The organism is Paenibacillus terrisolis, from assembly GCF_056171975.1.
In genome coordinates, this window is sequence record NZ_JBKFGG010000016.1 from 197,919 (window position 1) to 221,077 (window position 23,159).

Below are 23,159 nucleotides of genomic sequence, written 5' to 3' on the forward strand. Positions count from 1 at the left end.
AATCCAATTGACGAAATGCGGGAGATGATGGATGATATTCTTATTCAGAGAGGAGGTCTGTCCCAAAATGGATCCCATTCGCAAACCGGAAGGGTTCACCGCGCAGAAGTTGTTCGTTTTGCCGGAATACCTGCAGAAGGAATTGGCCGAAACGGACCTTACCCGCACGTTGTTCGTCAGCGACATCGGTTTTTTCCCCAGTGCCAAATATCACTTCCGGGAAAGACCCGCTGGGTCGGATGCCAATATTTTCATCTATTGCGTAAGCGGGGAAGGCTGGATTGAACGCACCGGAGCAAGCTCCGGTCAAGCTGAAGGAACTCATAAGCTGGAGGAACGGCAGCTTGCCGTCATCCCGGCGGGAGCGCCGCATCGCTATGGAGCCTCGGCCGACAAACCATGGAGTATTTACTGGTTTCATCTACAGGGTGGTCATGCGGCGGAATTGATCCGGACCTATGGCCTGGATCAAGGCGGACCGGTAACGCTGCCCCTCAGCGTGCATTCTCAATTCATGGAGCAGTTCGACCAGTGCTACAGCCTGCTTGCCGACAAAACCTATTCCATGCCGGTCCAGATTCACGTCGCCCAAACAATGCGCCATCTGCTCAGCAGCATCGGGCTCAGTGCCGAACGTTCGGCGCAGGACCGCAAGAGGGAGCGTTATCTGGACGAAGCCCTGCGCTACATGACCGAGCGGCTGGCGGAGTCCATCACGCTCCCCGAGCTCGCCAAGCATACCGGGTTGTCGAAGCAGCACCTCGTCTATCTGTTCAATCGCGAAACCGGCTGCCCGCCGATCGAATATTTCCTGCGCCTCAAGATGCAGCGCGCCGGACAACTGCTCGACTTGACCGATCTCAGCGTCAAAGAGGTGGCCGGAGCCGTCGGCATGGCCGACCCTTACTATTTTTCGCGGATGTTCAAAAAAATAATAGGGTACTCTCCGACGGACTATCGGAAAATACCCAAAGGATAAGGATTACTTGATCGACCAGCTTGCTCCGGAATCGGTTGTTGCATATTCAACCGTTTTCTCCTCCGTGTCGCCGGGGAACTTGACTTTCAAGACGCCGTTTTGCGGATGCTTGGCGTCGAAAACGGGCGGATACACATCGCCGTAACGCGCTTCCTTCGGAAGGTCCAGGTTCTGGAGCTCCCAAGTCTTGCCGCCATCCGTAGTCCGGTACAAGGGAGCCGGCGTATTCCCGTGATAGGTAGCGGTGATCCAGCCCGTGGATTGGTCAATGTAGGTTACCCCCGTGACGTAACCGTGGATGGTACCGGAGACATCGGCTACCTGGCGCCAGGATTTCAAGTCGGCCGAGGATTCGAACAGCAGCTTGGTCATCAGCCCGGCGGCCGGCCCGGAGGTAACTACGGCCCACACCTTTCCTCCGCCGTTCTCCGTCATGGAAACAAACAGGTTTTCTCTCGAGATCGGCGTACTCAGGCTTTCACCAAGAGTTATTTCCGCAGAAGTCCAAGACGCTCCCCGATCTTTACTGTAGAATGTGTAGAGCCTTGACTGCGGCTCAGCCTTACCCGTGTAAATAAACCAGCCTTTGGAATCTCGCGAGTCGGAAAATATCAGTTTGCCCCCCTCCGGCAGCTCCGAAGGCTCGGGATAGCTTGTTTTCGGCTCCTCGGCAATCGCCCCCGGAGTATCGCCTAAATTGGGCTGTTCGTCCATGTTCTTCGCCATATTCTTCAATGAACTAGGCGGAGAGCCTGGGGAAGGGACGTCTGCTCCTGGAGTACTCTGATTGGCTTGTGTTCCTTGTGTTCCTTGTGCTTCTTGAGTTTCTTGGGTGCCTTGAGCGCTCTCCGCGCACGCTTGCAGCAGCAGGGCCAAAGCCAAAACGATAACCAACCGTTTCATTATCAATGCTTCACTTCCGTTCCTATCCTGATACAAGAAGAATAGGACAAAAAAACGGCCGATAAGTATCATATCCGTTTCAAAAATCATACTTTATTGTTACAATAATGCTATATCATAAGGAGGCGGTAAAAATGAACGGCTACCTCTTTCATTCTCCTTCTTCGGACTCCAACGATCCTTACGCCTACAAAGCCCGCATCGATGCGGATCGGACGCAGTTGCTAAATAAAGGCGTCCCGGGATTATGGAGGCAAGTCAGCAATTTGCTGATTCTCGTCGGCATTCTGGTGCTCGTTGTTCTGCTGATCAAAATCTTCTAAATAAAAATGACCTGCCGCCGCTCCTGGCTGAAGGTCATTTTTTTCTCAGGCCATTCAACTATTATTTTCCCAAATACTCTCTCAGCACCGAAGCGATGATGAAATGATCTTCGCCTTCGCCGGGTACGCCGGATACCGTGATCGTTCCGACAATCCCCACGTTTTTGACGATAATCGGAAATGCTCCCGGCTCTACGCCAAAATCCTTGCGCTCCAGAAAATAAGATTCGATCGTCGTTTCCGTGACTCTGAACAGGGTATTCATGTAATACGAGCTATGGCTGAAATGATCGACCACGTTGTTTTTGCGGGCGACCCACAAATCGTTGTCCATCGTGGCTCCATCCAGCTTGCTGTAGAACAGCTCCTGTCCGTTCCGCTGAATCAGGATCACCATTGGCGCGTCAACTTTCATCGCCTTTTCCACAATTTTCATGCCGATTTCGACCGCCGTTTTGTTGGTAAACTCGGAAAATTGCAGGTCTTCTTCGTCCTTCAGCAGGCTCTCCAATAAAGCGTTATAATCCTTCACCCGAGACACATCCTTTTGCCGATAATGTTATGTAAACAGCCTAAATTATACACCCGGGCGAGGCGGAATGAATAGGCGAAACGTCATGAAAACAAGTGCATAACCGCAGACCGGGAAATCTTTCATTTTCCTGCAAAACTGCAGTTTTTTCACTCGAGTAGGACTATACTTTGCAAAATACCTGCAAAAGTGCAGGCTTTCGGTCTGCAATGCAGCCATTAGAGGCGTATCCGGCTAAAAAACTGCATTTTTGCAGGTTCTTGCGTTCAACTCTTCCATTGAGTCGCAAAAGCCTGCACGATTGCAGGTTTTTATCAACGAAACAGCAATGAGGTGCTCCAAAGGTGCCTACAGACATCCAAGTCCATGTTGTTTACAATGTACGTCTGTTGATTTAAGGGCTATTTCATGTTCGAACGTTCTGCAATACGCGATCCCCGAAGATAAGGTACTCCCTCTTATTCTCTTATTAAAGAACGGGGACAATGGATGTGTCGAGAAAGTTCACCGTATATCCATTGTTTTTTATTCTTGAGCGAAGCTGCGTTCCAACAGTGGGACGGATCTCGAGAATGACTGTGACCTCAATAGTTGCGGAATATCCAACTAAATAAACGGTCGCCCTTTCACTAATAAGCAACACAATATCTCAATAAGGCATGGCCTTACCGTCCCGATCGATCATCCAGGCCGAGGAATCGGCTTCCGTTTTGCCCTCGAGCAGGTCAAGGATGCTCCGCGCGGTATCGTCCGGGCTGCCCGGCGCCTTGCTGCCGCCCATGGAGGTCCGCATCCAGCCGGGATGCAGAGCATAAACCATAAAGCCCCGCGGCGACAATTCCCTGCGCAGCTGCGCGGTGAAAAAATTCAACGCGCTTTTGGACAAGGCGTAGGGATAGTCCCGGCCATAAGCGCCCGTAAAGCAGCCGGCTTCCGAAGACACGTTGACGATGCGAGGATGGGCGCTCTCCGACAGCAATGTCAGAAAATGCTTTACCATTTTCATCGGCCCGTACAAATTCGTCCGGAACGTATTTTCGACAGCGGCAAATTCAAGCTGTTCGATTGTCTGCTCCCGCGCCAGCAAAATTCCCGCGTTATTCACCAGGGCGTCAATCCAGCCCCATTTGGCGGCCATCGCGGTTTTGGCTTTGGCGACCGATTCCTCTTCGTCGACGTCCAGCTCAAGAAGGGTCAAACTGCCCTGCGTTTCGTTCTCCAGCTCTTCCAAAGCACCAATATCCGTATCGATCGTGCGAATGCCCGCCGCCACCTCATGTCCGCGTATTAACGCTTCTCTCACCATTTCATAGCCCAAACCCCGGCCGGCGCCGGTGATCAGTATTCTCATAATCGCTGATTGCCTCCTCTTTTCCAAGAATCCCCTTACCGTTCATAACGTATCTTGTATCCCGAAGAAAATCAATAAACAGAATTACAGCACAAATGCCTATATGGGTGAATATGATGCATCATGTTAAAAAGGAGGAGTTATTCATATGCAACCTATGCCAATGCCAAAACCGATGACCGGCACGATGCCGAGTTCCACGATGCCCAGCATGCCCAGTATGCCGAATATGCCCAACATGCCTGTACCGACGCCTTACGGAGGAATGCCTACACAGGTGAGCCCCGCATCTCAAATGCCAATGGACTATTCCCACAAAAACCATATGATGGACATGTGTAAAAAGTATCATCTTCATATGGTCCGTATCCAAATGTCGGATGGTTCCATCCACGAAGGGATCATCGACGGTATGGACGACGATCATGTTTCCCTGCTGATTCCGGCGGGAGAAACGGACATGGACGGCCGGGCATTCTTCGGAGCTCCGTTTGGTACCCCGTTTTTCGGCGCACCGTTTCCCCGCAGATTCCGCTTTTTCCGGCGTCAATTTTTCCCGTTCTTCGGGCTGCGCAGTTTGTTCTTCCCTTTCTTCATCTAAGCCGGCATTTCATTCTCAAAAACAACGGCCTCTCGCCCGCGGGCGACGAGGTCGTTGTTTTTGATTGCTTTCCTTTGCGCCGGTTATAATTTCTTTAAGTTCGGCTGCCGAAATAAACGCGTCTTCCGATCCGCCCCACAAACAAACGCAGCTTCCGTATATGCTCGGTGTCAAGCTCGAGAACCTGTTCCTTCAGGTAGGCCGATACAGTGGCCCCCGGCTTGCGGCGGAGGTTCAGCGCATTGATGATTTCCTCCGACGATCTGATCCCGATGCCATGCCCGTAAAACCGGTTGTCATCCATCAGTACGACGTTCTCGCCTTGCCACTCCGGGGTTTGCGGGTTGACGTCCGGGTTTTTGAAATACAGCACGTCTCCGGGATAGGCTTCACTCAATTGATTGCTGGTATTAAACCTCAAATCGTTATCGTAGTGCCAATCGTACAAAACCATGTCTTTGAAATACGCGTTAAAAATCTCGCTGCCCACTTGATCGAGAATCGCTTTGTACAATACGATGACGATCGCCATTGCGCATTCGAACGCGTACATGGGGCCGTTCCGAAAAATATCGGCGATGCCGTCGGACGGCCTTACGCCGGGTTTCAAGCTGAAACCGCCATTGGGCATCCGGTTCCAATACCATTCATTGCATCTCGATCTATCATAGGCCGCGAATTTGACTCCGCTATTCTGCAGCGCTCTGGCCGAATTCACGATTCCGGCTCTCATCTGCAATTCGAATTGCAAGGCTTCCAAAGATTCATAACGGTATCTGGCTCGACTTGCTTCCTTGCGCTGCAGGATTTGGCTTTCAAACGGCGGGAGCATCAGCTGGCCAAGCCGTGCTTTGTCCTCGGGGGGAAGAATGATCAAGCGTTAGCCCTCCTTCATTTTTTCAAGTAATCGTTTATGAGACTTTGTATAGGTTATTGTACGTGCGGAATGCGAAGTTGGTGTTTAGCCCTCTTGAATATACAAAAGAGGGGCGGCTCCGGAAGTTGATGATCAACAGCCGGGCACCCCTCTTTTAATTACTCCGTGGCGGAAAGAAGCCCTATCCCTCTGGCCGTATGCGGGCAAGCTTTCTTGTGAGCAGTACGCCATGGAGGATCACCAGCATGCTGCAGACCATGGCCATAACCAGAGCGGCTTGATCGCTGGCGGTTAGGAGGTCGAACCCCCCGTGCCAAAGGATGACCGGTACGATGCTCCAGCGGCTGCTTTTGCACAGCCAAGCCAGCAGCACGGAACCGTAAGCCAGGCTGATCGCCCAGCCAAGAATGCCCCATCCCATCGCCATATACGTCGGGTTAAATCCAAACGCCGGAGCATGCCAAACCATCCAGATCAAAGCAACGATCAGGGCGCTTTTCAGCAAAGAGTATCGCCTGTGCAGCTCAGGCAGTAAATATCCGCGCCACCCGGACTCTTCGCCGAATCCGAACGTGAGCATCCATACGATGGCCGTCTCCCCAATATTGAACCCCGGCAGCTTGGATGATAATCCAAAGCTTCGCCAATCGGGCCATTCTCCGGTAATCGCCGCTTGCACAGACACCGAAACAACGCCGTACGCTAAAGGAAGTCCAATCGCGACAAGCAGCCATTTACCATTAAAATGAAAAGAAAAAGTTCGTTTCGCCCAAGCCGCAAGCCCTTTTCTCCCGCCCTCGGCTCCCGCAACGGCCACAGCACCCAATAAAGGACCGAAGGATCCCCAATAAAATTGGCCCGGAAACACGGGAATCTGTGTCCGCCACAAATGATGGATCAGCAGCGGCAGCCACAACAGCCAGGTAAATCCAAATGCTGCGGCGATAAAAATCACCACGTTCTTGTTCAACTCGGGGTTCCCCCTCTTCTTTGGGAAATCTCGTCCTACACCTAAACATACTATGTATATCGGCTTGAATCCAATTCCGCTTATTCGTCTGGCCGGAGTGAGTGCCGTTGACGCAAAAAAGGCCCTAATCCCTTGCAGTTCAGGGACTAAAGCCTAGCTTTCATGGCGGGTCTAAACCCGAGAAATGTTTACACCTGCTGAATCTGAATCAAATTCGTGGTGCCCGCCTGGCCCAAAGGAAGACCCGCGGACAGTACAACCGTATCTCCCTTTTGAACATACCCGGAATTCACCGCGCTTTGGATCGCCGAGGCGAACATTTCGTCGGTCGTCGTCACCGGGCCACCAAGGAAAGGAAATACGCCGGACAACAGACAGACCCGAGTCAGCACGTTCTTGTGATGGGCAATCGCCAAAATCGGCGCCTCGGGGCGATACTTGGATACCATTCGAGCAGTAAAGCCGCTTTCCGTCGAGGTGATAATCGCTTTGGCGCCCAGTTCCAGGGAAGAGCTGACCGCGCTTTGGCTGATGACCTCGGTGATGTTGGTGGCGTGCAGCTTTCTTTTCCGCAAAAACTGCTCTCTATAATCGATCATCGCCTCCGCCTTCCCGGCTACCGCCGCCATCGTCTTCACGGCCGGAATCGGGTACTTGCCCGCAGCGGATTCACCGGACAGCATCACAACATCGGCCCCTTGAATGACCGCATTGTATACGTCACTGACCTCAGCCCGCGTCGGACGAGGATTTACCTGCATCGATTCCAGCATGTGGGTGGCCACGATGACCGGCTTGCCGGCCAGATTGCATTTGTCGATCATTTCCTTCTGCATCATCGGGACATCTTCCACCGGAACCTCGACGCCAAGATCGCCGCGAGCTACCATAATGCCGTCGGAGGCTTCAATAATCCGGTCGAGGTCCTGAACGCCTTCTTCGTTTTCGATTTTGGAGATAATCTGGATATTTGCGCCGCCGTTCTCTTTGAGTATCCTCCGAACTTCAAGGATATCCTCGGCCCTCCTAACGAAGGAAACGGCGATCATTTCGACACCCTGCTCCAGCCCGAAATGGATATGGCGGACATCGCGTTCCGTCACCCCGGGCAGCGTCGTCCGTATGCCGGGCAGGTTAACGCCTTTAGTTGGCTTCAACTTGCCGCCGTTATGGATTTTGCAGCGGATATCCGAGCCGTCCACGGACATAACCCTCAGGTCGATCAATCCATCGTCGATCAGGATACGGTCGCCGGAATGGACCACGCTGGGCATATCGGGATAGTTGACGGAAATCCGGCGCTCGTCCCCCTCGATCTGCTCGGTCGTCAATACGAGTTCTTCGCCGATATTCAGCTGCACAAAGGGCTCCTTCAATTTGCCAATCCGTACCTCCGGCCCTTTGATATCCATCATGATCGGGACGAATGTGTTTAATTCCGCGGCGGCATGCCTTACATTATTGATCCTCCGTACGTGTTCCTCCAGCTCTCCGTGCGCCATGTTCAGCCGGCCGACGGTCATTCCGGATTGAATCATTTCTTTCAGGTCCGGGATCGAGTCGCAGGCCGGTCCCAGCGTACATATAATTTTAGTCCGCAGCATGAATATAATAATCCTCCTTCAAGTTGCCCATTGCTAAAGAGGCATCGCAAGCTTGGGCAGTTTCATGAAACGATCAGCTATAGTATGCTGATTTTTGGCATAGACCATCCTTACATTCCAGTTAAGATTACGTCATCTACCGAGCGGCGCGGACTTTTTAAAGCAGGGTCGACGGGATAACCGATCCGAAACGTAAAGACGCTTTCCTTTGCCGTTAAACCCATCAGGCCGCTGAAAGCCGTCTTGTAGGAAGGCGCCTTCCCCAATTGACGCTCGCGGTCGATCCGTTCATTGAGCTGGTTGAGCGGCTGCATCGCAAGGCCGTGGCGGGTGGCCCAAAGATGCATTCTTTGCCACAGACGTCCCGCGGATATCAGCTCCGTCCGGTCGGAGGAATGGCTGACGACGATGCTGCCAAAAGCCGATGCGGTCGGGACCTGAACATTTTTGGTGCCGTTGTACCAATATTCGTTCTCCGTCTTCAGCGATACGGGGAACAGCTTGCCGAGCGCCCGAATCAGAGACGAATTGCCCGACGCATCCATCGTAATCCCGTCCCGGCGAATCTGCAACTCTCTCCAGTCCTGCCGGTACCAGCGATGACTGTCTCTCGCCTGCTCGAAATCCGCGGCGACGTCATGCGTCGCTTTTATGATCAAATCCCCGACCTTGGCCTTCCGATCCTGCTCGTGAAACCAGACCACATCGACGCTTGCCAGATCTTTGCCCAAATCGCGAAGCTGATTCAGCACGGAGACCGGCACGGGCCGCTTCGTATCGTATTCACCCCGATGCGTATGCCGCCGCGGGATCGACGAATACAAGTCGGATATCATGGGAGCGCTTTGCGTAAGGCTCACCGTTGCAACATGAACATGCTCAAGCGAACCCGGAATCAGCTTCTCCTTCGTTGCGTAACCCCCGGCCGCGGCGGCTAAATGAAAGTTCTCCAAAAAACAACCCGAGCTGATGTACATTTCCCGAAAAAAAGGATCCATCGTGCCGTTGTGACGGGACAAATCGGTATACAGCTCCACTTGGTCATTGCTTAACCGGACAATCCATGGCTGGGTATTATGGGCGTTGGCCGCCAAAATGGAAGCCTGCACGAAGGAAGCGAATTTATGCCCTCCGCTCGCGCTTTCTTCTTCCCACAGGCTCCATCCTTCATACGCCGGTCCGCGCCCGGTCGAGAATACGCCTTTGGTCACGGACATCCAGGTTCCCGCGCCTGCGAGCAAAACCCCCCCGCCGACGGCTGCCTTCAGAAAATTCCGCCGCGTTAACGATACCTTTTTCTTCTCCCCTGTTTGCTCCGCCGATGTTTCCTCCGTTTGCTCCTCCAACTGGCTCATTGGACACCTCCGGTAAGATTATGTAGTGGCATTTCACACTTTTGCCATATAGCTTTTCTTTAGTTTATCTAGGTCAGATCGCAGCTTAACTCAGATAGGGCCGTAAAACGCTCATCAGAATTTCCAGCCCGTATTCCATTTGCTCTTCCGTCACTTCACCTCCGCTCAGCTCGACAAAAGCCAGCCAGTTATTGGAAATCAGCCAGCAGGCGATCAACAGCTTTCTCCGTTCCTCCGGGTCCTTAGGTCCGCTAAAAAGGCCGCTTTCGACCAAATGAACGGCAAATTTCTCCTGATCCAGCAGGCGCTGCCTCACGATGTCCATGTGGCTGTGCTGCAGTTCCCCGTCCAAGCGAACCAAGCTCACGGCCTCCCGGTAAAAAAAACGGTACCTCCACAGCAGCTCGTAATTCAGCTTAATCTTGTCCAGAAATGTGGCTAAGGTTAACGACTCCCCTGCGGACAGCGACCATACTTCGTCCCATTCCGCAAACATCCGGTCCAGAATTGAACGGATAATCTCCGTTTTGTTTTTGTAATGATAATACAAGTTTCCGGGGCTGATGCCAGCGGCCTGAGCAATATGATTGGTCGAAACCGGAGCTGTCCCCTGCTCGTTAAACAGGCCAACGGCGGCATCCAAAATTCGCTGTTTCGTATTCACTTTTTTGCCTCCGAATTTACGATTAGAGTAATTACTCTAAATTTATCCGTTCATTGAGGATTCGTCAACCCCGCCACGCGAAAAAGGCCGTCCCAATAGCCTTTGGAGCGACCCTTGGGACAGCCTTAAGTTGTGGATGCATCATTTTTTTGTGTATTTATGCCTTATTCTATCAATGATCCGAATCAATAATCCTAAAAGAAACGTAATCAGTCCGAAATTATACAGATTTTCTGCTAAAGAACCAGGGTTAACAGTCAGCAATCGTATTCCGAAAAACCAAACTATGGCGCCTATAATTGTAATGACGATTCCCAATATCTTCAAAACAAACCCCCTCTAACGTATTAAAATACGATAATAGCAGGTCTCCCTAGGCGATGGTCATAACTTCGTATTGCTCGGCCAGCTCCAGAAAATGCCCCATGCTGGACACTTCTCCTGCAGCCAAACGATCCTTGATCCCGTAATAGTTGACACAGGTACCGCAGGCCAATACCGGCACGCCCCGTTCGGAAAGTTCCTTCAGGTGTAAAGACGCAAAGGAATCCTCCGTTAGGCTCAGCACGCCTTCATTTAGGCAAAATACCGCCGCCGGCAGCTGTTCCCGCTGCTTCAGCAGCGTCAGGAAAGTTTCCAGCAACTGCGTGCCAAGCTCCCGATCCCCTTTTCCCATACTGTCCGTAGTAAGCAGGATCACCTTGTTCTTCATTGGTTCTCTCCCTTTCCTTCGCCCGAGTTCAGCTTGGAATCCAGCAGCCGGAATGCCTGCTCAAGGGCATCCTTCGGAACGCCGGCGTACCGGTCGCCGATGCTCACTTCGAAAGAACTGCCGGTTTCGCCCATTTCTTTGACGTAATGCGTAAATCCGATGCCCGTGGCCTCATATACCTCGATCAGCGCAGCTTCCACCCGCTCTTTCGGCAGGGCGATGTGAACGTGGAACATGTTGGTCGCGGGTTCGGCCGGCAAGGTGGCCACACCGCTTAACCCGTTGTATAAACCGGCCAGTTCCTTGGCTTGTTCATAATAGCCGCCCATGAGCTCCACCCGCCGGTCAAAATAATAGTCCGAGCTGATAATGTACGGATACAGGCTGATCAAATCCCCGCCATGTCGTCTTTTCCACACCTTCGATTCCTTGGTGTATTCCGCATCCCCCGCCAGAACGGCTCCGGCGATCCCGCCGATTCCTTTGTAAAAGGAAACATACACGCTGTCAAAAAGAGCGCAGATTTCCGCCGCGGTCTTTCCGTAAAACGGCAGCGTCTCGAACAAACGCGCCCCGTCCAGATGCAGCTTGATGCCTTTGGACCGGCAGTAGGCGGAAATGGCCTCCAGTTCTTCGTAAGCAGGCAGCTGGCCGCCGATTTCGCGCTGCGGCAGCTCCAGCAGGAGGCAGGCGATCTCCTCTTGCAGGTTCTCGACATCCTCAAGACGGATCAGACGGTCTTTATCGGCGAGCAGTACGGATTCGATTCCATGCAGCTCCTTCAAGCCGTCTTCTTCATGAATTTCCAGGTGACAGAGCGGATGATACGCAACCCGCTTGACCCCTTTGCAATCGCACCAGATCCGAAGGCCGATCTGCTGCGCCATTGTGCCGCTGGGGAAAAAGACCGCGGTCTCTTTGCCCAAATGTGCAGCCAGCTTGGCTTCAAAATCTTCAATGACCTTTCCCGTGCCGTACATATCGCTTTCCGTGCTTCCGTCAACGCTGTCCAGCGCGGCTTTCAGCACGTCCACGTTTCTTTTCCCATGCCCTCCAAGCTGATAGGACGTAAGGTTGAAGGCTTCGAGCAGCGATTTGGTTTCGCTCATTCGTTTCAAGGCCTCTCTTTCATGCCAGTAGTTAAAGCTTGAACCGGCTTACCTCCTGGATCATTTCCCGGGATAACTGCTCCAGCGACTGAATCGCCCCCGCAATTTCATTGTAGGAGCTCGCCAGTTCAATCGTTGAGGCGGAGATCTCCTCGGCGGATGCGGAGTTTTGTTCCGCCACCGCGGATGCGGAGCTCGCCGTCAGAAGCACGCGATTTTTGTCCTCGTTCACGGTAATGACGGACGAAGTGATGTCTTCGATTTGCGGCAGCATCTCCCGGATAGATTCCATGATTTCTCCGATCGCTTTCATCGTTGTTATAACAACATCCGTCTGTTCCGTCAACACATCGCCGGTTTTGGACATGTTCGCGGAAACCGCCCCCATCTCTCCCTCGATTTCGCGAAGCAAATCGTCGATCCCGTGGGAAGAGTTCTGGGATTGCTCTGCCAGCTTGCGGATTTCACCCGCAACTACGGCGAACCCGAGCCCGGCTTCTCCGGCCCGAGCCGCTTCAATCGAAGCGTTAAGCGACAGCAAGTTCGTTTGGTTCGAGATTTCCCCGATAAACTGAGTGATTTCCGTAATGCGGTTCAGGCTGGACGTCAAATTGGAGACTTTATCATGCGTCTCTCCGAACGAATCGGCGATGCCCGTAACTGAATCGACCAGCTCTTTTAACTGGCCGCTGCTGCTGCTCGCCTTGTCGTTAACTCGTTTAGCCGCTTCGTCGACCGTTTCCAAGGAACGCGTAATGGCGTCCAGTTGTTCTCCCAAGGACTGAAAGGATTCCGTCATGGAAGTCAGCTCTTCCGCCTGGTTCACGGAGCCGAGCGAAACCTCCTGAATAGCCGTGGAAACCTCGCTCACGCTGGTGTCCATAACGCCTGAGGATGCCGCCAGGGATTCCGTTTGGCTCGTTAAATGCAGGGAGTCCTGCTGGATTTTTTGCAAAATGCCGCGAATCGACTGAATCGTCTTGTTGAGCGCCCGGTTCATGATGCCGAATTCATTGCCGAGCTGGCCGTTGAACTCTACGGTCACATCACCTTCGGCCACCACTTGGACTTTGCCGATAAACTCTTTAATCGAGGAACGGATCATAGCCACCACAAAGAACGAAATGATGCTAAGCAGGATCAGAACGGCGACGAAAATGACGACAAAAATCCGGATGCTTTTTTCATAGAGGTCCTTAGAATTCTGGCTTTTCTCGTTGGCCGTATTCTTCTGGAAATCCACCGCGTTAATGATGTCCTGGGTCAGTTCATTCCCTGCATTGGCCATCTCCACGTTGGTTAACTGCGGATCCACGGTACGGCCTTGTTTTCTTTCCTCGATCAGGGACGGAAGGTAATTATAATATTTCTCATAGCTTGCCGTAGCCTTTTGGGTCAGCTTCGCTTCTTCCGGATTACTTTGGGAGGCGGCCTCATTCCGTTTTAGAATCTCCACGATTTGTCCGTTTAAATCGTTTAAGGTAGTGACCATGGCTTCGTCATAGTCGCGATCGATAATTTTGGTCACGGTATTGCGCAAAATCCCCATATGACCGTTTACGTCCTCCCAGTCCTTAAGCTTGGGCAGCACGTCGGAATTGATCTCATTCGTTATTTCGTATTGCTTGGAAATATTTACGAGTCCGACTACTCCGATCGCCGTCGTCGCCAAGATGGAAAGCAGCCCGATCATAATCACGCTTTGCACCATTTTAATTCCCTTTAGCCTGGCTCGAATCCCTTTCATATAAAGCCCTCCCGCATATGAGTAAGTGAGTAATTACTATTTATAATCGGTTGTCGAAAATCGTTTGGTTAGCGTTTCTCGAATAATGTCAAAATTTGACGAATAGGTTCAGCACCTAAAAAAAGAACACCCAAATAACGGGTGTTCCAGGCTGTCGAGAAACCCGGGGTGTTTTACGCCTCCGGTTTTTAAACGTTTTCTTCGTCAGCCAAGGCCGGCTAGCTTAGCCCCAGCCTTGCAATACCTGCAATGAACCGGGTTTTCTTGTCTCGAGTGCTTGAAACTTCAAAATACCTGCAAATCTACGGTAATTTCAGAGCGAAAAAAGCCTGCCAAATGCCAAGCCAACTCCGAGAATGTGCTTCATAATCAATGGTCTGCTCTCGTCAACAATGTCCCAACGACATTTCAAAACGCCGCATCCCTCAGACACTTGAAATAGCGACCTTTTAGGACACTATTTCCACGGGAAGGCATCATTCTGAAGGAATAGCGCCGTTTTATGGCTTTATTTCTTCAAAGCAGCTCCTTTTTTTCCCGGTTTCAGACGTTTCTCCGAGAATAAGGCCCTTTTGCGCCGCTATTTTCTGGAAAATGCGGTTTTGGAGTGAAATAAGGCCCTTTTATGGCGCTATTCGAGAAAATCATTCGGGACATCGCGTTCGTGACGGTCGGCATCGGTTAGGGCTGATTTCAGGCCGGGCCGGGTCTGGACGAGGATAGTCCAGTTCAGCGCTCGCCGCCCCGCGGCAAAAGCACAAGTTCCAGCTGCGGCTGCCCGAACCACTGCATGATGATGGCGTCTTTAGCTTCGGAGCTTGCCGAAAGCCAGCCCCGCAATCGGACAGCCACTTACACTTGCCGACGACTTACTCTTGGAAACAAGACGTGGGTTTCTCGACAATCTGAGAACACCCGAATAACGGGTGTTCCTTTCAAACATAACCTTTTCAAAAAAATCCCCTGCCGTTTTTCACAGCAGGGGATTCCCTTATTTAAAATCGTTTATTTTTTAGTCACGAGCTCCAAATCGACCGGAATCGAGGCTTCAACCTTTTCGCCTTTGGCTGTTTTGATAGCTGCGCCGACGGCTTGTTCGCCGATCGCTTCCGGTTTTTGCGCCACCGTGGCGCCCATCGTTCCGTCGTTTACGGCTTTCACCGCGTCGTCCGTGGCATCAAAGCCAACAACGAGGATGTCCTTTTTGCCGGCGGCTTCAATGGCTTGCAGCGCGCCAAGCGCCATTTCGTCGTTATGGGCAAACACGGCTTGAACGTCACTGTTGCTTTGCAAAATGTTTTCCATGACCGACAGCCCTTTGGCACGGTCGAAATCAGCTGGCTGCGAAGCCACCACTTTCACGCCGTCTTTGCCGTCCACGGCTTTATGGAAGCCTTCGCCGCGGTCGCGGGCCGCGGAAGTCCCGGCCGTTCCTTGCAGTTCCACGATGTTGCCTTTGCCGCCGAGCTTCTCAAGGATAAAGTCCCCGGCCATTTGGCCGCCTTTAACGTTGTCGGAAGCGATATGCGATACCACGGTGCCTCCGTTGGCCGCACGGTCAACCGTAATGACCGGAATGCCGGCGTCGTTGGCCGATTCCACGGCGGTTACGACCGCGTCGCTGTCCGTCGGGTTAACCAGGATGACATCCACTTTTTTCTGAATCAGGTCTTCAATGTCACTGATCTGCTTCGCCGTATCGTCCTGGGCGTCGACAACGATCAGCTCCGCTCCCGCGTCTTTGGCCGCTTTCTCGGCGCCTTCCTTCAGCGTGACGAAGAACGGGTTGTTCTGGGTAGAAATCGACAGGCCGATCGATACCTTGCCGTCCGCAGCCGGTTTATTACCCGTGTCCGGCTTCGAGCCGGTATTCGCTTCGGTACCCATGGAGCAAGCTGTCAGCAAAACAAACCCGGCAAGCAAGAGGGGAAATCCGAAAGTTCTTTTTTTCATGATTAGTTGCCTCCCTATTCTTGTAGTTATTTATTTTTTTTCGAACGGTCCAGCAGTACTGCGACTAAAATGACGGCCCCTTTAACAACCTGTTGATAGAATGAAGATACGTTAAGCAAATTAAGTCCGTTATCCAGCACGCCGATAATCACGGCGCCGATCAGGGTGCCCACGATCCATCCCTTGCCGCCCGACAAGCTGGTTCCGCCGAGTACGACCGCGGCGATGGCGTCCAGCTCGTAAGAAGCGCCCGCCGTCGGCTGGGCCGAATTCAGCCGGGAGGTCAGGATCATGCCGCTGATGGCGGCCAATAAACCGCTGATCGAATACACGAACACCTTTATTTTGGAAGTGCTAATCCCCGATAGCCACGTCGCCTCCTCATTGCTTCCGATCGCGTAAACCCGCCGACCGAAGGTGGTATGTTTCAAAATGATATATAATACTGCAAACGAGATGACCATCCAGATGATTGGCATCGGGATTTGCAGAAAATATCCTTTTCCCAGCATCGCGAAGTCTTTGTTCATGCCCGTAATCGGCTTTCCGTCGGTGTACACGAGCGTCAAGCCCCGGAAGATGGTCATCGTAGCCAAAGTCACGATAAACGGAGCCAGCCGGCCTTTTGCGACGAGAAATCCGTTAACTGCGCCCATGGCCATCCCTGCTGCAAGTCCGATGATGACGGCGAACCAGGTGTCCATGCCTCCGGCCATCAGACCCGCCGACAAAGCGCTCGACAGGGCGAGAATGGAACCGACGGAAAGGTCGATGCCTCCCGTCAAAATCACAAACGTCATGCCGAATGCGATCAACGCGTTAATCGATATTTGGCGCAGCACATTCAGCAGATTGTTGACCGACAGGAAATTGTCCGCCGTCACCGAAAGGACGATGATGATCAGCAGCAGCCCCGCCAATGAACCCAGTCCCTGAAAATTCAACTTTTTGCGCTTTTGTACGCCGAGTGCGTCAGTTTGCATGTTGTTCTCCTCCCCCTGTCGCGCAGGTCATGATTTTCTCTTGCGTCGCTTCGTTTTTGTTAAATTGTCCCGTGATCTTTCCTTCATGCATAACGAGGATCCGGTCGCTCATCCCCAGCACTTCGGGAAGCTCGGAGGAAATCATCAGGATGGCGACGCCTTCCGCGGCCAGTTTGTTCATCAGATCGTAAATTTCCTTCTTCGCCCCGATGTCCACGCCTCTCGTCGGCTCGTCCAGAATGAGCACCTGCGGCTTCGTGGCCAGCCACTTGCCGATCACGACCTTTTGCTGGTTGCCGCCGCTGAGTGAACCGACCGTCTGGGCGCCGCCGGACGTTTTGATGAACAGCTGCTTGATCATGCTCTCGGACAGCTGTTTCTCCCTCGCCCCGCTCAGGAAGCCGAGATTGGATACCGAAGCCAGATTGGTCATCGACAAATTATCGCTGACGGACATCTGAAGCAGCAGCCCTTCGTCCTTGCGGTCCTCCGTCACCAGCGCAAGCCCGGCGCGGATCGCATGAATCGGACGCCGGATGGATACCTGTGCGCCATTGACGGAAATCGTTCCGCCGTCAACCTTGGTCACTCCGAACAGCGCTTTGGCCAGTTCGGTCCGCCCGGCTCCCATTAGCCCGGCAAGTCCGACGATTTCGCCCGCCTTCACGGAGAATGTGATATCGTGCAGAACCCCTTTTTGCGTGAGTCCCTCTACCTTCAGTTTCTCGGCGCCGAATTTGATGTCTACTTTGGGGAATCGGTCTTTGATCTCACGGCCGACCATCATCTTGACGATTTGGTCCATATTCGTCTCGGACACCTTCTCGGTGCCGACATACCGGCCGTCGCGCATGACCGTGATCCGGTCGCACATCCGGAAAACTTCCTCCATCCGGTGCGAAATGTAGATCATCCCGACTCCCCGTCCCTTCAAGGAAGCGATTACATCAAACAGGGCGTCAATTTCCCGGTCGGTCAATGCCGCCGTCGGTTCGTCCAAAACTAGGATCTCCGTGTCCATTGATAGCGCTTTCGCAATTTCGACCATTTGCTGCTGGCCGACGGACAAATCGCTGACGATCGCGCCCGGATCAATCGCAAGTCCGAGCATCGACAAATATCGGGCCGACTCCTGCTTCATTTTGCGCCAATCGATCAGCTTGGTCGGTCCTATCGTAAATTCTCTGCCGAGAAAAATATTTTCCATGACGGTCAAATGCGGGATCATATTCAGCTCTTGATGGATCATGCCGATACCGAGCTGCTGCGCGGCCGACGGAGACGATAAGGCTTGCTCGGCACCTTTGATTTTCACGGTACCGCTATCCTTGTCGTAGATACCATTCAGTATTTTCATCAGCGTGGATTTGCCCGCGCCGTTTTCGCCCATCAGGGCGTGCACTTCTCCGCGTTCAAGCGAGAATTCCGCCTGCTGCAGCACTTTTACATTGGAAAAGCTTTTGTCGATTCCCTTCATCTCCAGCAGTTGTGCTGTCATTCCTGCGCACCTCCTTCTTAGAACGTTACGCCCGATTGCAAAATCACGTTGGCGTACGCCGTACACTCGCCGGTACGGATCACCGCCTTAGCCTGACGGGTCAAAGCTTTGAGCTCCTCGTGACTTACGCGGCGGCCCTCCGCTCCTTCCAGCAGTTCCTCCGTCCGCCGTAACAGCTCCGGATTCGCCGGCAGCATTTCACTTGCTACCGTAAAAGCTTCCACTTGCATTTCTTCCAGTATGGTCTCCAATGTTTCCTCGTAGCCCGGAACGCCTTTTCTGAGAGCCAGATCGATGCGTTTGACGCCGGGCGGGATCGGCAGCCCGCTGTCCGCAATGACGATGGTGTCCGTGTGCCCAAGCTCGCTGATCAATCTCGACAGCTCGCTGTTGATGATACCGATCTTTTTCATAGCATTATGCCTCCGTCCTATTCTGCTCCTCCATAAATCGCTTGATGTCCGCTTGCGTTGGCATTCCCGCCTGCGCGCCGAATTTCGTTACGGCCAGCGCCGAAGCCGCCGATGCGAAATCGATCGCCTCCGCCAAGTTTCGGCCGGATGCGATGGAAATTGCGAGGCCGGCGTTGAAGCAATCGCCGGCACCGGTCGTGTCCACGACGGGTACCTTGTAACCCGGCACCGTGCGCACCGCGCCATCCTCGGCCAGAAACGCCGAGCCTTTGTCTCCCAGGGTCGTCACAATATGGGACGCCCCCATCTCCCGCATCCGCCGCATCGCCGGCTCCAGCGCTTCGCCTTCCGCGCTTGCTCCGGCGTATCGGCCAAGCTCGGTTCGGTTTGGCGTCAGATAATCGACCAGTCCGAACAGCTCTTCCGGGAGCGGCTTGGCCGGCGCGGGATTCAGGACGACCGGCTTGCCCAAGGATTTCGCTTTGCGTGCGGCGTATAATACGGTGTCCGCCGGAATCTCCAACTGCAAGAGCACGATATCGGCCTCCCGCAGCTTGTCCTCGCAGCGGTCAATGTCCTCCGGCCCCACCAGATCATTTGCCCCCGGCACAACGACGATGCTGTTGTCTCCTTCGGAGACATAGATCGAAGCGACGCCGGTCGCCACGCCGGGTACCCGCTTGACTCCCGAGGTATCGATGCCGTCCTCCTCCAGGCTGCGCAGCAGTTCGCTGCCAAACGCGTCTTCGCCAACGGCACCGATCATGGCCGTTTCCGCGCCCATCCGGGCCGCCGCCACCGCCTGATTGGCGCCTTTGCCGCCGGGAATGAACCGGATGCGTTCGCCCATGATCGTCTCTCCGACCTTCGGGTAGCTTGGTGTTTCCACCACCAAATCCATATTTAAACTTCCGATAACGACAAGCTTGGGTTTATTCATGGACGGCTCTCCTCCTTAATGTCGATTCTCTGGCGATAAGCTTCACGTCCAATTCGTACAGCTGGTCCTCTTCCAGCGTGCCTTCGATCTTCTTGATCAGCAGGCGGGAAATGAGCGCTCCCATGTCATAAATAGGCTGGGCGATCGTCGTAAGCTCCGGCGTGGTGATTTCAGTCGTCTGAATACCGTCGAAGCCGCATACGGCCACTTGCTCTCCTACCCGGATACCCATTTGACTGAGCGCCTTGAGCGCCCCGATGGCCATCAGGTCGTTGCCGGCGAAAATCCCGTCGATATCGGGATGCCGCTTCAGCAGCCGCTCCGTCGCCTTCATGCCTTCGGCGATCCGAAAGTTCGCCGGCTCCAGCAGCGTTGGCGTGTACCAATCGAAATCCTGCACCGATTGTTCAAATCCGATAAGCCGCTCTTTCCCGGTAATCAACTGCTGAGGACCGTAAATATGGGCGATTTTGCGGCAGCCTACTTCAAGCAGATGCTGAACCGCCATCATGGCGCCTTCGCGGTTTTTCGAGCGGACGATGCTAAAATTCTCTTCATCCGGCCCGCGGTCCAGGCATACGAACGGAATACCCAGCTTCGTCAACATATCCGCGTCGTCATGTCCGAAGGTATTGGAGGCGAAAATGATGCCGTCGATATATTTCTGCTTCAACGTTTCGATGTACCGCTTCTCTTTGCCGCCCTGATCATCCGAATTGCCGATGATAACCGTATATCCGTAAGTCGTCGCTACATCTTCCACCGCCCGCGCCAAGTCGGAAAAGAAAAGGTTCGAAATATCGGGCAAAATAAGCGCGATGGTGTTGGTCCGCTTTCCTGCGAGCCCCCGGGCTACCTGGTTCGGCATATAATTCAGTTTCTCGACGGCGTTTTTGATCGACTGTTCCGTTTCCGCGTTCACGTATCCGCTTTTGTTGATGAAACGCGATACGGTTGAAACGGAGACCCCCGCCAATTTGGCTACATCACGAATCGTTGCGATGGTAATCCCCTCTTCTCCTGCTATGGTATCGATACCATAGTTTATCCACACAACTAAATTATTCCCTTTATTAGCTTATTGAAATCATATAATTGAATATGGTACCGCTTCCACATGTTCAATATAGCATATTGTTTTCCTAAACGCAATCTACTAAAAATTACTAGAATTCACGATGTTCATCCCGCCGGCCCGAACGCAAAAAAGCCTTCAAACCGCCCATACGGGCGCATTGAAGACCTTTTGAGTCTTGCAACTTTATTCAAAACAAATCAAGATGCATTGAGTATCATCCATAACTGCCATTTTGCGGCGATTTGTACGCACGGTAATTGTACATGGCGGATACGCCTGAACTCACCTGCCAAAAAGACTTGGCTGACGGAACCCGGCTATTGCAATTTAAACACGTTCGTCAAACCGTTCATATTTTCCGACAGCTCTACCAGTTCGCCGGAGGTTTTATCGATGCGGGTAAACAGTTTCTCCTGGGTGCTCAGTTTGTCCTGAATTTCGCTCGAGACATGAAGACCGGATTTAATCGTATGGTTGATATCCTCCAGCGTAGCCGTCATCTCTTCCAGGGAAGCGGCCTGCGTGGTCACGCCTTCCGAGATATCCGTCAGCATGTCGAACGTGCTTTCCATGTTGTCGATAATGTTGTCGATGCTAACCTTCACATTATTGGACTGAAGAACGCCAAGCCGAACTTTGCCCTCCGTAGCGCTAACCGCCGAAACGACGTTTTCGGTCCGAACGCTCATATCCTGAACCAGGCTGACGATGCCTTCCAGGGAAGAGCCCGTATCTTCGGCGAGCTTGCGGATTTGACCGGCGACGACGGCGAAGCCGCGTCCTTCCTCGCCGGCCCGAGCCGCTTCAATGGCCGCGTTTAAGGCGAGCAGGTTGGTTTGATCGGAAATTTGCTTGATGATATGCACGATTTCCGTAATTTTCTTGCTTTGCTCTTCAAGAGCAAGCACTTCGTCGCTGACGTTCTTGGTGCTTGCCGCCAGGGCGTCGATCACGCCGACAATCGAATCCACGGAGCCTTTGCCGTCTTCGGCGGATTCCTTCACGGATTGGGCATACTCGGAGATTTTGCCGGCCCGCTCGGCGGTGACCTGCGATTGCTCGGTAATCCCGGAGAGCGCAATGGAGGTCTGCTGCAGGCTTTCCGCGTTTTGATTGAAGCTCCATAACAAGCCTTTGACCCCCTCGGTAATTTCATGTACCTGAGTATTGGCTTGCTCGATAATTTGGTTCAAGTCCTCGGAGGATAGCGTAACCTTCCGCGAGGAAGCTTGGATCGTGGAAATTAAGTTTTTCAGATTGTCTCTGGCTTTAAGAAGGGAACGGATCATCTGTCCGGCTTCCCCTTGCTGAATAGCATCGATTTGCAGCGTCAAATTATTGTCGGCCATCGAATCCGCGAGCTTGATCCCCTTCTTCAAAGGCCTAATGATCAAGGCTTCGGAAATCAGCGCGGCGAACACCTCGAAAATGATAAAGATCACGAAGGATCTAATCAGCACCTCAGCCGACATGATTTGAAAAAAGTCGTGATATTGGCTGTAAGAAAGACTGACAATTACAGCCGCGTTGGAGACGAAAATGGCTAAAAATACCAGTATCATGATACGGGTACGGATGGAAACGTTCTTGACTTTGTTCATGCCCTCTACCACCTGTTCTCTATTGATATAAGTGTAAAATACGAATCGATAAGATAGATTATAAGTTTCCGGTTTCCACCATGTCAAATTTTGTCGACACCTTATCCCGTGGGGGTGAAATCGGATTCATCATAGAAACGAATGGCAATTTCAGGTACAATGGGATTTGTTATCCTGATTCACAAAAACGGAGGTTTTTTTCATGGTGAATGTAAAAGGGAAATGGGCGCTGATCACCGGGGCCAGCCGGGGAATCGGCTATCAAACGGCGGTGTTTATGGCGCGTCAAGGATGCAACCTGATTCTGCACAGCAGAAATCTCGAACATACGAAAACAATGGAACAGGAGATCCGCGACCTCGGTGTCCAGGTATATTCCGTACAAGCCATGCTGGACAAGCAGGAAGAAGTGGTCGCCATGCTGGACGCCATCGAAGCCAAAGGAACCGCGGTCGACATCGTGTTTAACAATGCGGCCGTTCAAATCGCTTACCGTACCGATTACTGGAAAACGCCGGTGGAGGATTTCGAACGAAGTTTCCAAATCAACTTCATCTCTGTCGTAACGATCTGCAACCGCTTGATCCCCTCGATGATCGGACGCGGCTTCGGGCGTGTCATCAATACGACCAGCGGGATCAAAAACGAGCCCGAGCAGGCCGGTTACGCCGCCAGCAAAGCCGCTCTCGACAAATTCACGAAGGACCTGTCCTCCAGAGTTAACGGAACGGGTGTCATTCTGAGCCTGGCCGATCCCGGATGGTGCCGGACCGATCTTGGCGGCCCACAGGCGCCGAACTCGGTGGAGAGCGTGCTGCCCGGCATTGCGGTCGGAGCTTTTGTGAACGATCAAAAAAGCGGCCGCTGCCTGAACGCGCAGGAATTCGCCGGGCTTACACTTGAAGAAGCCGTAGCAAAAGCGGAAGCCCAGGAGCCGATTCCTTACGTCATTTAAGATTGTCCCGA

The 23,159-nt window shown here is 52.8% G+C and carries 22 protein-coding genes; 4 read left to right on the forward strand and 18 right to left on the reverse strand.

Annotation, left to right across the window (positions count from 1 at the left end; translation table 11 throughout):
• Window positions 1-67 precede the first annotated feature (67 nt).
• Window positions 68-979 carry an AraC family transcriptional regulator gene (locus ACI48K_RS15420; protein WP_475028496.1) on the forward strand — a complete coding sequence of 304 codons (912 nt, stop codon included), beginning with the start codon at window positions 68-70 and terminating at the stop codon, window positions 977-979.
• A 3-nt stretch (window positions 980-982) separates the two neighbouring features.
• Here ACI48K_RS15420 and ACI48K_RS15425 read toward each other — a convergent pair whose 3' ends face one another.
• Window positions 983-1,882 (reverse strand): WD40/YVTN/BNR-like repeat-containing protein, encoded by a 900-nt coding sequence (locus ACI48K_RS15425; protein ID WP_475028497.1) that lies wholly within the window; start codon window positions 1,880-1,882, stop codon window positions 983-985.
• A 134-nt stretch (window positions 1,883-2,016) separates the two neighbouring features.
• Here ACI48K_RS15425 and ACI48K_RS15430 point away from each other — a divergent pair, with 134 nt between their 5' ends.
• Complete coding sequence (locus tag ACI48K_RS15430) at window positions 2,017-2,205, forward strand: hypothetical protein (RefSeq protein WP_475028498.1); 189 nt, start codon at window positions 2,017-2,019, stop codon at window positions 2,203-2,205.
• Between the two features lie 61 nt (window positions 2,206-2,266).
• Here the strand turns inward: ACI48K_RS15430 and ACI48K_RS15435 are convergent, their stop codons facing one another.
• Both ACI48K_RS15435 and ACI48K_RS15440 read right to left on the reverse strand, forming a co-directional pair.
• Window positions 2,267-2,737, reverse strand: coding sequence for a heme-degrading domain-containing protein (locus ACI48K_RS15435; RefSeq protein ID WP_475028499.1), 471 nt, complete (start codon window positions 2,735-2,737; stop codon window positions 2,267-2,269).
• A 649-nt stretch (window positions 2,738-3,386) separates the two neighbouring features.
• The gene (locus ACI48K_RS15440) at window positions 3,387-4,088 is read right to left on the reverse strand and encodes an SDR family NAD(P)-dependent oxidoreductase (protein WP_475028500.1); all 702 of its coding nucleotides are present in this window, start codon (window positions 4,086-4,088) and stop codon (window positions 3,387-3,389) included.
• A 148-nt stretch (window positions 4,089-4,236) separates the two neighbouring features.
• On the opposite strand from ACI48K_RS15440, the gene ACI48K_RS15445 reads away from it, so the two are divergent.
• Window positions 4,237-4,689: a hypothetical protein gene (locus tag ACI48K_RS15445; protein WP_475028501.1), complete on the forward strand. Its 453-nt coding sequence runs from the start codon at window positions 4,237-4,239 to the stop codon at window positions 4,687-4,689.
• A 94-nt stretch (window positions 4,690-4,783) separates the two neighbouring features.
• Here ACI48K_RS15445 and ACI48K_RS15450 read toward each other — a convergent pair whose 3' ends face one another.
• From ACI48K_RS15450 to ACI48K_RS15520, 15 genes are all read right to left on the reverse strand, one after another.
• Window positions 4,784-5,566, reverse strand: coding sequence for a protein-glutamine gamma-glutamyltransferase (locus ACI48K_RS15450; RefSeq protein ID WP_475028502.1), 783 nt, complete (start codon window positions 5,564-5,566; stop codon window positions 4,784-4,786).
• 181 nt (window positions 5,567-5,747) lie between these two features.
• The gene (locus ACI48K_RS15455) at window positions 5,748-6,536 is read right to left on the reverse strand and encodes a lysostaphin resistance A-like protein (protein ID WP_475028503.1); all 789 of its coding nucleotides are present in this window, start codon (window positions 6,534-6,536) and stop codon (window positions 5,748-5,750) included.
• Between the two features lie 188 nt (window positions 6,537-6,724).
• Window positions 6,725-8,140, reverse strand: a complete 1,416-nt coding sequence (pyk, locus tag ACI48K_RS15460; RefSeq protein ID WP_475028504.1) for a pyruvate kinase — start codon at window positions 8,138-8,140, stop codon at window positions 6,725-6,727.
• Between the two features lie 110 nt (window positions 8,141-8,250).
• Window positions 8,251-9,495 carry an Acg family FMN-binding oxidoreductase gene (locus ACI48K_RS15465; protein ID WP_475028505.1) on the reverse strand — a complete coding sequence of 415 codons (1,245 nt, stop codon included), beginning with the start codon at window positions 9,493-9,495 and terminating at the stop codon, window positions 8,251-8,253.
• An 85-nt stretch (window positions 9,496-9,580) separates the two neighbouring features.
• Window positions 9,581-10,159 (reverse strand): TetR/AcrR family transcriptional regulator, encoded by a 579-nt coding sequence (locus tag ACI48K_RS15470; protein WP_475028506.1) that lies wholly within the window; start codon window positions 10,157-10,159, stop codon window positions 9,581-9,583.
• Between the two features lie 373 nt (window positions 10,160-10,532).
• Window positions 10,533-10,871, reverse strand: coding sequence for a DsrE family protein (locus ACI48K_RS15475; protein WP_475028507.1), 339 nt, complete (start codon window positions 10,869-10,871; stop codon window positions 10,533-10,535).
• Window positions 10,868-11,980, reverse strand: a complete 1,113-nt coding sequence (locus ACI48K_RS15480) for a threonine aldolase family protein (protein ID WP_475028508.1) — start codon at window positions 11,978-11,980, stop codon at window positions 10,868-10,870. The genes ACI48K_RS15475 and ACI48K_RS15480 overlap by 4 nt, the downstream gene beginning before the upstream one ends.
• A 31-nt stretch (window positions 11,981-12,011) precedes the next feature.
• Complete coding sequence (locus ACI48K_RS15485) at window positions 12,012-13,727, reverse strand: methyl-accepting chemotaxis protein (protein ID WP_475028509.1); 1,716 nt, start codon at window positions 13,725-13,727, stop codon at window positions 12,012-12,014.
• Window positions 13,728-14,732: 1,005 nt separating this feature from the next.
• Window positions 14,733-15,680: a ribose ABC transporter substrate-binding protein RbsB gene (gene rbsB, locus ACI48K_RS15490; protein WP_475028510.1), complete on the reverse strand. Its 948-nt coding sequence runs from the start codon at window positions 15,678-15,680 to the stop codon at window positions 14,733-14,735.
• A 26-nt stretch (window positions 15,681-15,706) separates the two neighbouring features.
• Complete coding sequence (locus tag ACI48K_RS15495; RefSeq protein ID WP_475028511.1) at window positions 15,707-16,663, reverse strand: ABC transporter permease; 957 nt, start codon at window positions 16,661-16,663, stop codon at window positions 15,707-15,709.
• A complete protein-coding gene (locus tag ACI48K_RS15500; RefSeq protein WP_475028512.1) occupies window positions 16,653-18,161 on the reverse strand; it encodes a sugar ABC transporter ATP-binding protein in 1,509 nt (502 codons plus the stop codon). The genes ACI48K_RS15495 and ACI48K_RS15500 overlap by 11 nt, the downstream gene beginning before the upstream one ends.
• 17 nt (window positions 18,162-18,178) lie before the next feature.
• Window positions 18,179-18,574 carry a D-ribose pyranase gene (gene rbsD, locus ACI48K_RS15505; protein ID WP_475028513.1) on the reverse strand — a complete coding sequence of 132 codons (396 nt, stop codon included), beginning with the start codon at window positions 18,572-18,574 and terminating at the stop codon, window positions 18,179-18,181.
• A gap of 4 nt (window positions 18,575-18,578) precedes the next feature.
• Complete coding sequence (gene rbsK / locus ACI48K_RS15510; protein WP_475028514.1) at window positions 18,579-19,514, reverse strand: ribokinase; 936 nt, start codon at window positions 19,512-19,514, stop codon at window positions 18,579-18,581.
• Window positions 19,507-20,517, reverse strand: a complete 1,011-nt coding sequence (locus ACI48K_RS15515; RefSeq protein ID WP_475028535.1) for a LacI family DNA-binding transcriptional regulator — start codon at window positions 20,515-20,517, stop codon at window positions 19,507-19,509. The genes rbsK and ACI48K_RS15515 overlap by 8 nt, the downstream gene beginning before the upstream one ends.
• A gap of 392 nt (window positions 20,518-20,909) precedes the next feature.
• Window positions 20,910-22,193 carry a methyl-accepting chemotaxis protein gene (locus ACI48K_RS15520; protein WP_475028515.1) on the reverse strand — a complete coding sequence of 428 codons (1,284 nt, stop codon included), beginning with the start codon at window positions 22,191-22,193 and terminating at the stop codon, window positions 20,910-20,912.
• 202 nt (window positions 22,194-22,395) lie between these two features.
• Here ACI48K_RS15520 and ACI48K_RS15525 point away from each other — a divergent pair, with 202 nt between their 5' ends.
• Entirely contained in the window at window positions 22,396-23,148 is a 753-nt protein-coding gene (locus ACI48K_RS15525; RefSeq protein ID WP_475028516.1) for an SDR family NAD(P)-dependent oxidoreductase, read from the forward strand.
• The last annotated feature ends 11 nt before the right edge of the window (window positions 23,149-23,159 follow it).

Excerpts from the sequence above, each read along its gene's own strand:
- ACI48K_RS15420 (WP_475028496.1), top strand. The coding sequence starts at position 68 with ATGGATCCCATTCGCAAACCGGAAGGGTTCACCGCGCAGAAGTTGTTC.
- pyk (WP_475028504.1), bottom strand. The coding sequence starts at position 8,140 with ATGCTGCGGACTAAAATTATATGTACGCTGGGACCGGCCTGCGACTCG.
- rbsK (WP_475028514.1), bottom strand. The coding sequence starts at position 19,514 with ATGAATAAACCCAAGCTTGTCGTTATCGGAAGTTTAAATATGGATTTG.
- ACI48K_RS15440 (WP_475028500.1), bottom strand. The coding sequence starts at position 4,088 with ATGAGAATACTGATCACCGGCGCCGGCCGGGGTTTGGGCTATGAAATG.
- rbsD (WP_475028513.1), bottom strand. The coding sequence starts at position 18,574 with ATGAAAAAGATCGGTATCATCAACAGCGAGCTGTCGAGATTGATCAGC.
- ACI48K_RS15495 (WP_475028511.1), bottom strand. The coding sequence starts at position 16,663 with ATGCAAACTGACGCACTCGGCGTACAAAAGCGCAAAAAGTTGAATTTT.
- ACI48K_RS15445 (WP_475028501.1), top strand. The coding sequence starts at position 4,237 with ATGCAACCTATGCCAATGCCAAAACCGATGACCGGCACGATGCCGAGT.
- ACI48K_RS15525 (WP_475028516.1), top strand. The coding sequence starts at position 22,396 with ATGGTGAATGTAAAAGGGAAATGGGCGCTGATCACCGGGGCCAGCCGG.
- ACI48K_RS15425 (WP_475028497.1), bottom strand. The coding sequence starts at position 1,882 with ATGAAACGGTTGGTTATCGTTTTGGCTTTGGCCCTGCTGCTGCAAGCG.
- ACI48K_RS15520 (WP_475028515.1), bottom strand. The coding sequence starts at position 22,193 with ATGAACAAAGTCAAGAACGTTTCCATCCGTACCCGTATCATGATACTG.
- ACI48K_RS15500 (WP_475028512.1), bottom strand. The coding sequence starts at position 18,161 with ATGACAGCACAACTGCTGGAGATGAAGGGAATCGACAAAAGCTTTTCC.
- ACI48K_RS15480 (WP_475028508.1), bottom strand. The coding sequence starts at position 11,980 with ATGAGCGAAACCAAATCGCTGCTCGAAGCCTTCAACCTTACGTCCTAT.
- ACI48K_RS15485 (WP_475028509.1), bottom strand. The coding sequence starts at position 13,727 with ATGAAAGGGATTCGAGCCAGGCTAAAGGGAATTAAAATGGTGCAAAGC.
- ACI48K_RS15465 (WP_475028505.1), bottom strand. The coding sequence starts at position 9,495 with ATGAGCCAGTTGGAGGAGCAAACGGAGGAAACATCGGCGGAGCAAACA.
- ACI48K_RS15430 (WP_475028498.1), top strand. The coding sequence starts at position 2,017 with ATGAACGGCTACCTCTTTCATTCTCCTTCTTCGGACTCCAACGATCCT.
- rbsB (WP_475028510.1), bottom strand. The coding sequence starts at position 15,680 with ATGAAAAAAAGAACTTTCGGATTTCCCCTCTTGCTTGCCGGGTTTGTT.
- ACI48K_RS15475 (WP_475028507.1), bottom strand. The coding sequence starts at position 10,871 with ATGAAGAACAAGGTGATCCTGCTTACTACGGACAGTATGGGAAAAGGG.